10 protein-coding genes and 1 pseudogene are annotated in these 12,339 nt (G+C 61.7%); 6 read left to right on the top strand and 5 right to left on the bottom strand.

The features are described from left to right. Positions 1 to 2 precede the first annotated feature (2 nt). Entirely contained in the window at positions 3 to 1,001 is a 999-nt protein-coding gene (locus MF410_RS21685) for a LacI family DNA-binding transcriptional regulator (protein ID WP_097629961.1), read from the top strand. A gap of 139 nt (positions 1,002 to 1,140) precedes the next feature. After that, positions 1,141 to 3,387 carry a glycoside hydrolase family 2 TIM barrel-domain containing protein gene (locus MF410_RS21680; RefSeq protein WP_239620049.1) on the top strand — a complete coding sequence of 749 codons (2,247 nt, stop codon included), beginning with the start codon at positions 1,141 to 1,143 and terminating at the stop codon, positions 3,385 to 3,387. Between the two features lie 6 nt (positions 3,388 to 3,393). Here MF410_RS21680 and MF410_RS21675 read toward each other — a convergent pair whose 3' ends face one another. The 4 genes from MF410_RS21675 to MF410_RS21660 form a co-directional block, all read right to left on the bottom strand. Continuing rightward, positions 3,394 to 4,509 carry an ABC transporter ATP-binding protein gene (locus MF410_RS21675; protein WP_239620047.1) on the bottom strand — a complete coding sequence of 372 codons (1,116 nt, stop codon included), beginning with the start codon at positions 4,507 to 4,509 and terminating at the stop codon, positions 3,394 to 3,396. 3 nt (positions 4,510 to 4,512) lie between these two features. Next, positions 4,513 to 5,484 carry a carbohydrate ABC transporter permease gene (locus MF410_RS21670; RefSeq protein WP_131711868.1) on the bottom strand — a complete coding sequence of 324 codons (972 nt, stop codon included), beginning with the start codon at positions 5,482 to 5,484 and terminating at the stop codon, positions 4,513 to 4,515. After that, positions 5,481 to 6,434 (bottom strand): sugar ABC transporter permease, encoded by a 954-nt coding sequence (locus tag MF410_RS21665; protein WP_131711869.1) that lies wholly within the window; start codon positions 6,432 to 6,434, stop codon positions 5,481 to 5,483. Before MF410_RS21665 ends, MF410_RS21670 begins: the two co-directional genes overlap by 4 nt. Before the next feature lie 111 nt (positions 6,435 to 6,545). Beyond that, complete coding sequence (locus MF410_RS21660) at positions 6,546 to 7,805, bottom strand: ABC transporter substrate-binding protein (RefSeq protein ID WP_239620044.1); 1,260 nt, start codon at positions 7,803 to 7,805, stop codon at positions 6,546 to 6,548. 307 nt (positions 7,806 to 8,112) lie between these two features. On the opposite strand from MF410_RS21660, the gene MF410_RS21655 reads away from it, so the two are divergent. The 4 genes and pseudogenes from MF410_RS21655 (at position 8,113) to queE (ending at position 11,051) form a co-directional block, all read left to right on the top strand. Then, on the top strand, positions 8,113 to 9,174 hold the full coding sequence (locus tag MF410_RS21655; protein ID WP_097629988.1) for a LacI family transcriptional regulator: 1,062 nt from the start codon (positions 8,113 to 8,115) through the stop codon (positions 9,172 to 9,174). 86 nt (positions 9,175 to 9,260) lie between these two features. Continuing rightward, a pseudogene (gene queC, locus MF410_RS21650) lies at positions 9,261 to 9,970 on the top strand (7-cyano-7-deazaguanine synthase QueC). Beyond that, the gene (queD, locus tag MF410_RS21645) at positions 9,970 to 10,326 is read left to right on the top strand and encodes a 6-carboxytetrahydropterin synthase QueD (RefSeq protein WP_097629990.1); all 357 of its coding nucleotides are present in this window, start codon (positions 9,970 to 9,972) and stop codon (positions 10,324 to 10,326) included. The pseudogene queC and the gene queD overlap by 1 nt, the downstream one beginning before the upstream one ends. Beyond that, on the top strand, positions 10,323 to 11,051 hold the full coding sequence (gene queE / locus MF410_RS21640) for a 7-carboxy-7-deazaguanine synthase QueE (protein WP_097629991.1): 729 nt from the start codon (positions 10,323 to 10,325) through the stop codon (positions 11,049 to 11,051). The genes queD and queE overlap by 4 nt, the downstream gene beginning before the upstream one ends. Before the next feature lie 13 nt (positions 11,052 to 11,064). On the opposite strand, the gene MF410_RS21635 is transcribed toward queE, so the two are convergent. After that, positions 11,065 to 12,288 (bottom strand): adenylate/guanylate cyclase domain-containing protein, encoded by a 1,224-nt coding sequence (locus tag MF410_RS21635; protein ID WP_097629992.1) that lies wholly within the window; start codon positions 12,286 to 12,288, stop codon positions 11,065 to 11,067. Positions 12,289 to 12,339 lie beyond the last annotated feature (51 nt).

The following is a 12,339-nucleotide window of genomic DNA, read 5'->3' as shown; positions in this document are numbered from 1 at the left end:
AGATGAGCGGAATGAACAGACGGCGGATCACCTCGAAGGAGCTGGCGAAACTCGCCGGCGTTTCCTCCGCCACCATTTCCCGCGCCTTCTCGCCGGATTCGCGCATTGGCAGCGCGACGCGCGACCGCATTCTCGCCGTCGCGCGTGAACATGGGTACCAGCCGAATGCAATCGCCCGCTCGCTGAACAACCAGCGCTCGCGGCTGGTCGCGCTCGTCGTCAACGCAATCGGCAATCCGTGCGAGGCCGAAGAACAGCAGCTTCTCGTCCACCGCCTGCAGGCGCGGCAATTGCTGCCGATCATCCTCTGCTGCGCCGATCATTCCGACCGGTTGCAGCTGATGCGGCTTGCCTCCACCTATCAGGTCGATCACGTCGTCGTCTTTTCCGACATGGTGTCGATGCAGGATGCCGTCGACATCTTCCATACGACGAAGCCGATCATCGTCTCCTTCGAACCGCTCGAAAACGAAAACGTCTCCAGCATCCGCATCGATGGCTCCGCGGCCGCCGACGAGATCATCGACAAGATCGTCCGCGACGGCAAGAAGCGCTTTGCCTATCTCTCCGGCACCAATTCAAGCTGGATCGACAAGCTCAGGCGCAAATGGTTCGCCGATGCGCTGGCCAAGCGCGGCCTCTCTTTCGCAGCCCAGGCTTTTGGGGATTATTCCTATGATTCCGGCTTCAAGGAAGCCGTGCTGCTGCTGCATCGCGACAAGGTCGACGCCATCATCTGCGGCAACGACGTCATGGCGATCGGGGCACGCGATGCGGCCCGCCGCGTGCTCGGCAAAAACACGCCCGACGACATTGCCATCGTCGGCCAGGATGGCATCGCCATGGCCGCCTGGGATTGCAACGATCTCACCACGCTGAGCCTCGACCACGTCGCATTCATCGACGCCGTCGTCGAACTAATCGAACGCCATGACGCCGAGATCGAAGGCCCGCACAGCATCGCCCTCACCTGCACCGCCCGCTGGGGCTCGACCGCCTAGTATCTGCCCGGCTTGGCCTTTTCGGCATCATGTTCTAAGGCTCACCTATCAATTGCATCAAGGAGGAATAGCATGACCCGATTTTCACGCGCCGAAAGGCGCCGCAGCACTCCTGATGCCGTGATCGGGAGAGCCTGAGATGCGTTCGGTCGTTTCCTTCAACGAAGGCTGGAGTTTCCATGAGGGCTTCGGACAGCGTCTGCTCGAAAGCTTCGACGCCGCCAAGTCGGTCAGCCTGCCCCATACCGCCGTCGAACTGCCCTTCAACTATTTCGACGAAAGGAGCTATCAGCGCGCCTTCACCTATCAGAAGGTGCTGCGCTGGCTGCCGGAATTCGAGGGCCGCGAGGTGTCGCTCGTCTTCGACGCCGCCATGGCCGACAGCGTCGTCTATCTGAACGGCGAAGAGATCATTGCCCATAAGGACGGCTACACCCCTTTCGAGGCCCGCCTCACCGGTAAGCTCGTCAAGGGCGAGAACCTGGTGACCGTCAAGATCGACGGCAGCGAAAACCCTGAGATCCCGCCCTTCGGCGGCCGCATCGATTATCTGACTTATGCCGGCATCTACCGCGACGTCTGGCTGAAGGTCACCGACCCCGTCTCGATCCGCAATCTCAAGATCGAAACCACCGACGTGCTTGCCCCGGAAAAATCGGCGGCCATCCGCGTCGATATCGCCAATCCCGAGGGCCGCAGCTTCTCGGCAACCGTCACCGCCACACTGAAGCAGGCGGACGGTACGGTGATCGCCACCGCGGCGACCGAGACGATCGGCGACCGCACCAGGCTTTCCTTTGGCGGCCTCACCGGCATCACGCTCTGGGACATCACCGATCCCACCCTCTACGAGGTCACCGTCGAACTCAGGACCGAGCACGGCTCCGACCGTATCTCTACCCGCTTCGGCTTCCGCACCGCTGAATTCACGCCGGAAGGTTTCCTTCTCAACGGCAAACCGCTGAAGCTGCGCGGCCTCAACCGCCACCAGTCTTTCCCCTATGTCGGCTATGCCGCCGGCCGGTCCGCCCAGGAGCGTGACGCCGATATCATGAAGAGCGTGCTGAAGTGCAATATCGTCCGCACCTCGCATTATCCGCAATCGAAATGGTTCCTCGACCGCTGCGACGCGATCGGCCTGCTGGTCTTCGAGGAAATCCCCGGCTGGCAGCATATCGGCGATGCCGACTGGCAAAAGGAATCGATCGAAAACGTTCGCCGGATGATCGAGCGCGACTGGAACCATCCCTCGATCATCATCTGGGGCGTGCGCATCGACGAGTTCCAGGATAGTCACGATTTCTATGTCGAGACCAATCGCCTCGCCCGTGAGCTAGACAGCACCCGCCAGACCGGCGGCGTGCGTTATATCACCGAGAGCGAACTGCTCGAGGACGTCTATACGATGAACGACTTCATCCTCGGCAATGAGGAATTGCCGGGCGCCAACCGCCCGCGCACCGTGCTGCGCGGCCAGCAGGAAAATACGGGCCTGTCCCGCAAGGTGCCGTACCTCATCACCGAGTTCAACGGTCACATGCACCCGACGAAGATCTATGACCAGGAGCAGCGCCAGGCCGAGCATGTGCGCCGTCATCTCGAGGTGCTGAACGCCGCCTATGGCGATCCCGATATTTCGGGCGCCATCGGCTGGTGCATGTTCGATTACAACACTCACAAGGATTTCGGCTCCGGCGACCGCATCTGCTATCACGGCGTCATGGACATGTTCCGCGAGCCGAAATTCGCGGCCTATGCCTATATCAGCCAGTGCGACCCGTCCGAGGAGATCGTCATGAAGCCGGCGACCTTCTGGGCGCGCGGCGAGCGCAATATCGGCGGCGTGCTGCCGCTGATCATCCTGACCAATTGCGACGAGGTCGAACTGCAATATGGCGGCCTCAGCAAGCGCATCGGCCCGGACCGCGAGAATTATCCGCATCTGCCGCATCCGCCTGTCGTGCTCGACCATCGCCACTTCACCGCCGACGAGCTCGGCACCTGGGGCCTCGAATGGATCGACGGCACCTTGACCGGTTATATCGGGGGCGAGCCGGTAACGAGCCTGACGCTCGCGGCCGATCCGCTGCCGACGACGCTGGAAATCGTCGCCGACAGCTTGACGCTGAAAGCCCGCGAACGCGACAGCACCCGCATCATCATCCGCGCCCTCGACCAGTGCGGCCAGCGCCTGCCGTTCATGAACGACAGCATTTCGCTGAAGGTACATGGGCCTGCAAAGATCGTCGGCCCGACCAATTTGCCGCTGCAGGGCGGCACCGCCGGCTTCTGGCTGGAGGCGACGGGGCTCGTGGGCGAAATTACCGTCGAAGCGGTCTCCTCGCGTTTTGCGCCGGTGACCCTCACTGTGACGGCCGCCGCCTGACGGCTGTCACGAAATCCTGAGCTGGCTGTCGGGATCGAAGAACACGGCCTTGTCGAGATTGAAGGCAAGGCGGGTGTTCTGTCCGGGCGCGATGCCGGCATCGGCGCGCAGGCGGGCGACGACGGATTTGCCGCCGAGCTTGGTGACGGCAAAGGTGTCGGAGCCGGCCGGCTCGACGACCTCGATCAGGCAATCGTCCTCGGTCAGCGAGCGCGCCTTGCGGTCGGCTCCGTCAGGATCGGTCAAGGCTTCGGGGCGGATGCCGAAGATCACTTGGCGGCCGGCATAGGAAGACAGGCCGTGATTGCCGGAAACAACTGGCAGTCTGAGCGGCGCGCCATTCGGCCGCTCCAGTGCGACGGCAAGGCCGCCGGCGCCGTTCTCGACGGTGGCGGTCAGCAGGTTCATCGCCGGCGATCCCATGAAGTCGGCGACGAAGAGATTGGCCGGGCTGTTATAGATCTCGGCCGGCGTGCCGAACTGCTGCAGCACCCCGTCCTTGAGCACGGCGATCTTGGTCGCCAGCGTCATCGCCTCGATCTGGTCGTGGGTGACATAGACGAAGGTGGTGCCCATGCGCTGATGCAGCCGCTTGATCTCGGTGCGCATGTCGACGCGCAGCTTGGCGTCGAGATTGGACAAGGGCTCGTCGAACAGGAAGACCTGCGGATTGCGCACCAAAGCCCGGCCCATGGCGACGCGCTGGCGCTGGCCGCCGGACAGCTGGCTCGGCTTGCGGTCGAGCAGATGGCCGATCTGCAGCATGTCGGAGACCTGCTTGATCGCCTTGGCCCGCTCTTCCTTCGGAACGCCGCGGATCTCCATGCCGAAGGCGATATTGCCCGCCACCGTCATGTTGGGATAGAGCGCATAGGACTGGAACACCATGGCGATGTCGCGCTTGGACGGATGCAGGCCGTTGATGGCGCGCCCGTCGATCCTGATATCGCCAGAGGTGATCGTCTCCAGCCCGGCAATGGTGTTGAGCAGCGTGGACTTGCCGCAGCCGGACGGGCCGACCAGCACGAGAAAGCCGCCCTTTTCGAGTTCGAGGTCGATGCCCTTGAGAATGTCGACGGCGCCGAAGCGTTTTCTGAGACCGGAGATTTCCAGGAAGGCCATGACTTACCCTTTGACTGCGCCCGCCATCAGACCGCGCACGAAGTAGCGGCCGGCGAGGATATAGACGATGAGCGTCGGAACGGCCGCGATCATCGCCGCCGCCATGTTGACATTGTATTCGACCACCCCCGTTGAGGTGTTGACGACATTGTTGAGCGCCACCGTCATCGGCATGGAGTCACCGGTGCCGGCATAGGCCGAGGCAAACAGGAAGTCGTTCCAGATATTGGTGAACTGGTAGATCACCGTGACGACGATGATCGGCAGCGAATTCGGCAGCATGATGCGGCGGAAGATCTGGAAGAAGCTGGCGCCGTCGACCTGGGCGGCGCGGACCAGCTCGGTCGGGAAAGCCTCGTAGAAATTGCGGAAGAACAGCGTGGTGAAGCCCAAGCCATAGACGACATGGACGAAGACCAGGTTGACGGTCGAATTGCCGAAGCCGAAGTTCCAGCCGGTGGCGTTCTGCAGCGTCACCCCGAAGCGGCCGAGCGAGCCGAGAATGGTCGCCATCGGCAGAAGCACCGACTGGAACGGGATGAAGCAGGCAAACAGCATCAGCCCGAACACCAGCGTATGGCCGGGGAAGCGCCATTTGGTCAGGATATAACCGTTCAGCGCCCCCATGATGGTGGAAATCGCCACAGCCGGCACCACCATTTTGATCGAGTTCCAGAAGTAGCCCTTGATGCCGGCGCAGGTCAGGCCGACGCAGGTCTCGCCCCAGGCCTTCACCCAGGGATCGAAGGTCGGCGCCTGCGGCAGCGCCAGCATGTTGCCGCCCTGGATCTCGTCCATCGTCTTGAACGAAGTCGTGAGCATGACGAAGAGCGGCATCAGATAGAGGATGGCGAAGATCGTCAGCAGGCCGTAGATCACCAGGCGGCCGATCCAGCGTGTGTTGTTATTTCTGCTGTCGCTGCTTTGTGAAAGCGGTGCGGTCGAAGGTACGGTCGAGGCGGTGACACTGCTCATCGGGCCTTCTCCTTCAGTTCGGAATAGAGATAGGGGACGATGATCGCCGAGATCGTCATCAGCATGATGATGGCGCTGGCCGAGCCGACGGCCATTTCGTTGCGCTTGAAGGTGTATTCATACATGAAGTTGGACGGCAGCCAGGCCGAGCCGCCCGGCCCGCCCGAGGTCAGCGCCACCACCAGGTCGTAGGACTTGATCGCCATATGGGCGAGCACGATGAAGGCGGAGAGAAAGATCGGCCGCAACAGCGGAATGACGATGCGGCGATAAAGCTGCAAGGGCGAGGCGCCGTCGATCTGCGCCGCCTTCATGATCTCGCCGTCGATGCCGCGAAGGCCTGCCAGGAACATCGCCATGACGAAGCCAGACGCCTGCCAGACACCGGCGATGACAACGGTGTAGATGACGAAGTCCTTGTTCTTGATCCAGTCGAAGTGGAAGCTCGTCCAGCCGAAGTGGTGCAGCGTCTGCTCCAGCCCGAGGCCGGGATCGAGGAACCATTTCCAGGCAACCCCGGTGACGATGAAAGAGAGCGCCATCGGATAGAGGAAGATCGGCCTGAGCAGCCCCTCGCCGCGGATCCTCTGGTCGAGCAGGATGGCAAGCAGCAGGCCGAGCGCCAGGCAAATGCCGACATAGAGGAAGCCGAAGATCGCCATGTTGGTGATCGAGGTATACCAGGAGGACGGCGGATCGCTCTCGAAGGTCCAGCGCCACAGCCGCTGATAGGCGCGTGGCCCGGTCAACGCATAAGACGGGAAGGTCTTGGAATTGGTGAAGGACAGGTAGGCCGTCCAGACGATGAAGCCGTAGACGAAGATGAGGGTGATGACGAAGCTCGGCGCCAGCACGATCTTCGGCAGCGCATCCTGCAGCCGGCCCCGCAACGAGATCGCCGTCGAATGCCGCGGCGTCAGAACCGGATCGGTGGTGGCAACTGTGCTCATGGATATCATCTCCCTTCCCGCAGGATCGGCCCGGCAATGATCGCTGCGGAGCCTGAAGCCTCCCCGCGCGATCGCGCGGGGAAGCATATTCATCGACAGATCTCAGCGGTCTCAGCGGGCGTCGTCGATCGCCTGGACGAGTTGCTTGACGGCTTCGTCGGAGCTCTTGATCTGGCCGTGGACGAACTTCGAGACGACGTCCTTATAGGCATTGGCGATCGCCGGCGGGGCGCCATAGCCCTGCGCCAGCGAGCCGAACAGCGTGCCGCCCTCATTGGCCGCCTTCAGATCGGCGATGCCCTTCTTGCCGCAGGCGTCGAAGTCGGTGTCGGGAACGTCAGTGCGGGCCGGCACCGAACCCTTGACGACGTTGAAGGCCGACTGGAAGCTCTTCGACAGCGTCGCCGTCGCCAGCGCCACCTGCGCCGCCTTGCGGTCGTCGGGGACGTTGAACATGCCGAACATGTCGGAGTTGTAGACGACGCTGCCATCGGTGCCGGGGAAGCGGTAGCACAGGAAGTCCTTGTCCGGGGTCTTCTTGGCGGCGACGAATTCGCCCTTGGCCCAGTCGCCCATCACCTGCACCAGCGCATCACCCTTGATGACCATGGCGGTCGCGAGGTTCCAGTCGCGGCCGGAGAAGTTCGGGTCGACGTATTTGACGATCTTCGCCAGATTGTCGAAGGACTTCTTCATCGTGTCCGACTTCAACGACTCCTCATCGAGGTCGTTGAAGGCCTTCTTGTAGAACTCCGGGCCGCCGGTCGACAGCACGATGGAATCGAACATCGTCGCTTCCTGCCAGTTCTGGCCGCCGAGCGCCAAGGGGATCACACCGGCAGCCTTGGCCTTGTCGAGCAGCGCGATCAGGTCGTCGAAGCTCTTCGGCTCAGTGCCGCCGATCTTGTCCATCACAGCCTTGTTGATCCACAGCCAGTTGACCGAGTGGACGTTGACGGGGGCTGCGACCCATTTGCCGTCATAGACGGAGAACTTCTGCAGCGCCGCCGGCACCGACTTGTCCCAGCCTTCCTTCTTCGCCGTCTCGGTCAGGTCGCCCATGACGCCCGCCTGGGCATAATCGAGCACGGTATAACCCAGCATCTGCGAGGCGGTCGGATAGGTGCCGGCCGCCACCATCGCCTTCAGCGCCGTCATCGCCGCATCACCGCCGCCGCCGGCAACCGGAACGTCCTTCCAGGCAAAGCCTTCCTTCGACAGATCCTGCTTCAGAACGTTCAAGGCCGCCGCCTCGCCGCCCGACGTCCACCAGTGCAGCATCTGCACTTCCTTCACGTCGGCTGCCTGCGCCGCACCGAGGCCAGCCATCATCACGACGGCAACAGCCGCCGAGCTCAAAAACTTGCGCATGAATTTCCTCCCATTTGAAAATCGGCGGCGGGCCCTCCCTGCCGCCCGATGCTTTCCGCCGTTGCGACGGTCGACATACGGCCGCGCTCCTCTGCGCGGTTGCTAATTTAAAACGTTATAAGTCGCTGATCGTCAAGCCCTTTCTCGACTCCCGAGAAAAATATGGTTATTTCTATATATGATTGAATTTTATAGATATTTTTGATTTGGCTAACAGATCGTTAAAATTTAAAACGTTTTCATTCCTCGATTGCGCGTCGGAGTCATCGTGTTATTGTATCGCCAATTCCAGCATGGAAAGCCGAGAGTGACCGAACCGTCCTGGCCGCGAAGCGGCGAAAATCTCGAGATCACGCATAAGCGCGGCAAGCCGACCTTGCGAACGATCGCCACGATCGCCGGCCTTGCCGTGACGACGGTGTCGCGGGCGCTCTCCGATGCACCGCAGATTTCGCTGGAAACCCGCCAGCGCGTGCACCGCATCGCCCGCGAGATCGGCTATCTCCCTGATCGGGCCGCGCAGCGCCTGAAGACCGGCCGCACCAATGTGATCGCCATCCTGCTCGATTCGCATGAGGAAGTCGTCGGTTTCAGCACCTCGATCATGTACGGCATTGCCAAGGCGCTGAAGGAGACTTCCTACCATCTCGTCGTCGCCCCGAACTTCCTGTCGACGACCGATGTCGAGGCCGCCGAATATATCGTCCGCAACCACCTCGCCGACGGGCTGATCTTCACGCGAACCGAACCGCTCGATGCCCGCGTCCGCCTGCTGCTCGAAACCGGCTTTCCCTTCATTTGCCACGGCCGCACGGAATTTTCGACGCCGCACCCTTATGTCGACTACGACAATTTCACCTTTGCCTACGAGGCGACGCGCCGGCTGATCGCAAAGGGCCGCAAAAAGGTGGCCGTGGTCCTGCCGCCGAAACGGCTGACCTTCTGCCAGCATATCCTGCACGGCTTCATGACGGCTGTGCGGGAGGCAGGCATTGCCTATGAGATACCCGAAACGGTCGATCTCGATACGCCGGCGGATGTGCTGCGCGATTTCATCTCCAGCCGCGCCGCCGCTCTGGAAGCGCCCGATGGTTTCATCTGTCCCGGCGAAGTCTCAGCACTCGCCGTCATCAGCGGCATGAGCGACGCCGGCCGAACACTCGCGGTCGATTACGACATCGTCGCCAAGGAAACGTCGCGCCTTCTCACCCAATTGCAGCCGAAGGTCGACACGATCCACGAGGACCTGACGGCGGCGGGCGAGGATCTCGGCCGCATGCTGCTGCAGCGCATCAACAATGCCGACGCCGAAGACCTGCATCTGCTGCTGCCGCCGCAGATCAATTTCCCGGTCGATCAAGCCCTCTGAAGGCTATTCCCAACACGGGTGATTTGCCCTAAAAGCACGCCGTAATCCGGTCGCAGCCCACCCGGTCAAAACAAGGGATCCAAACTATGAAGACTATCGTCGTCTGCTCCGGCGGACTCGACTCCGTTTCGCTTGCCCACAAGATCGCAGCGGAACAACAGCTTATCGGCCTCGTCTCCTTCGACTACGGCCAGCGGCATCGCAAGGAACTCGATTTCGCCGCCCGGTGCGCCGCGCGCCTCGCCGTCCCCATCATATCATCGACATCGCCGCCATCGGCGGCCATCTAAGCGGATCGGCCTTGACCGATAACATCGAGGTTCCGGATGGTCATTATGCCGAGGAGACCATGAAGGCCACCGTGGTGCCGAACCGCAACGCCATCATGCTGGCCATCGCATTTGGCCTGGCCGCAGCGCAGAAGGCAGATGCCGTCGCCGTCGCCGTGCATGGCGGCGACCACTTCATCTACCCCGACTGCCGGCCGGGCTTCATCGACGCCTTCCAGCGCATGCAGAACGAGGCACTGGACGGTTATGCCAGCGTCAGACTGCTTGCGCCCTATGTCGATGTTTCGAAAGCGGCGATCGTTACCGACGGCGAGAAACATGCGACTCCGTTTGCGGAAACATGGTCCTGCTACAAGGGCGGCAGGCTTCATTGCGGGCGCTGCGGCACCTGCGTCGAACGCCGCGAGGCTTTCCATCTCGCCGGTATTGCCGATCCCACGGAATATGAAGACCAGGATTTCTGGAAAGCGGCGGTGTCGCAATATTCTGCTGCGGAGGTGCGTTGATGTACCGCATCACCAAGGAGTTCCATCTCTCCGCTTCGCACCAGCTGGATCATCTGCCGGCCGACCATCAATGCGCCAGGCTGCACGGCCACAACTACATCGTGGTCGTTGAGCTCTCCGCCGAAAGCCTGAACGATGACGGCTTTGTTCGCGACTATCACGACCTTTCGCCGCTCAAGCGCCATATCGACGAGTCCCTCGATCATCGCCACCTGAACGAGGTCTTCGGCCATTCGAAAGTCACCTCCGAGTTCCTGGCAAAGCATTTCTACGACTGGTGCAAAGAGCGCTTCCCGGAGACATCCTCCGTCCGCGTCAGCGAGACGCCGAAGACCTGGGCGGAGTATAGGCCGTGAGCGGGGAGACCATTCGCGTCAGCGAGATCTTCGGCCCGACCATACAGGGCGAAGGCGCGTTGATCGGTCTGCCGACGGTGTTCGTCAGGACCGGCGGCTGTGACTATCGCTGTTCCTGGTGCGACAGCCTTCATGCGGTCGATAGCGCCTTTCGGGATCAATGGCTTTCGATGTCCGTCGAGGCGATCTGGCAGGAAGTGACAAAGCTCTCCGGAGGCAGGCCTCTGACGGTTTCCCTTTCCGGAGGCAATCCCGCGATCCAGCCGCTCGGGCCATTGATCGAATTCGGGCATTCGCAAGGATATCGTTTCGCCCTGGAAACGCAGGGGAGTGTCGCCCGGGACTGGTTCCGCGATCTCGACATGCTGGTCTTGAGCCCCAAGCCGCCGTCAAGCGGAATGCTGACGGATTGGGATCAGGTCGACGACTGTCTTCGTCTCGCCGCCGGCGGGCCGGAAGTCGTCTTGAAAATCGTCGTCTTCGACGATGAAGACTACGCCTTCGCCCTGGAGGCGGGCGAGCGCTATCCCTATATTCCCCTGTTCCTTCAGCCGGGCAATCATACGCCGCCGCCGCCCGATGACGACGATGCCCGCATCGATATCGACGGCGTGATGGACCGGATGCACTGGCTGGTCGAAAAGGTGACCGCCGATCGATGGTTTACGCCACGCGTGCTGCCGCAGCTGCACGTGCTGCTGTGGGGCAACAAACGCGGCGTCTGACTCTGCCTGCTTCCTATCGCTCCGGGAAAGCAAAGACATCAACAGGCTCTCCGAGCCCGCGCAGCGGGTAGGTGCCGAGACTGTCCATGTCTTTGGCGCAGTCCGCCATTTCGACGAAGGCCCGCGACAAGAGCACTGGGCGCTTGACCTCCTTGGTGAGGCTTTCCAGCCGCGAGGCGACATTGACCGCCGGGCCGATGACGGTGAAATCGAGCCGGCGGCGTGAGCCGATATTGCCGTACATGACGTCGCCGACATGCACGCCGACGCCGTAGCGCAGCGGATCGCGCCCCATGCGCACATGCTCCTCGTTCAGTTCGGCCATCGACGCCTGCCCTTCGCGGATCGCCTGCAGCAGATCGGCGCAGGCCGTTTCCTTGCTCAGCGGGAAAATCGCCAGCAACCCGTCGCCCATGAACTTGAGGATCTCGCCACCATACCGTTCGATCGGATCCGATATCGCATCGAAATAATCGTTGAGCAGATGGATGACATCGTCGCGCGGCCAGAGATCGGAGATTGCCGTAAAGTCGCGCAGGTCGCAGATCATGATCGCCGCGCCGACGGTGGCGCCGCTGCCACGCGTCGTCACGCCCGACAGGATCTGCTCACTTGCATGCGGCCCGACATAGGTCTGCAGCAGTGTACGCGCCATGATGTTCTTCAGCCTGATTTCGCTGACAAGGGTCAGGGCCGGCAGAAGATCGCGCAGGAAATCGACGTGTGCGCGCTCGAAGCCGCCCGGCCGGCTGGTGGAAAATGTCGCCACATGCCGTTTGCCGAAGGTATGCTCGAGCGGCCAGGCGATATACTCGGTCAGGCCGTCGTCATGCAGTTCCTGATAGAATGAATCCAAGCCGCCTGCGGCTGTACCTTCCAGCTGCCTGCGCACCTCCTCCGCACCCTGATGGATCGCGTTGACGGGACTGGTCAGGAACTCCGGCGTGTTCTCGACGCCATAGGCAAAGGTGTTGATTTTCGCATCGGTGAGCCCCTCTTTCCAGAGGATGCGCGCCCCGATCCATTGCGGATGGTTCGTCCGGAAATGCAGGGTTGCGCGGGCCACCGGCACGCCTGCCGCCACCAGCTTCCCGCACATTTCCACCAGGATATTGTCGATGAAGCGCTCACCGCGCGTCTCGTTCACCAGCCAGTCGAGAATCCGTCTCCTGCGGATCGGCCAGACGCCATCGTCCGCTTCGGCGGCAGTTCCGGCCTTGTTTGGAAAAGACGACATTAAAAACTCCGCTGCGCCACATCTTCGGCGAGGATCGACTTCATTTCCGCT

This window comes from Rhizobium sp. C104, assembly GCF_022354505.1.
In the GTDB taxonomy this organism is placed as follows: domain Bacteria; phylum Pseudomonadota; class Alphaproteobacteria; order Rhizobiales; family Rhizobiaceae; genus Rhizobium; species Rhizobium redzepovicii.
Note: the sequence above shows the minus strand (reverse complement) of the source record. Positions and strands in the feature narration are given on the sequence as shown.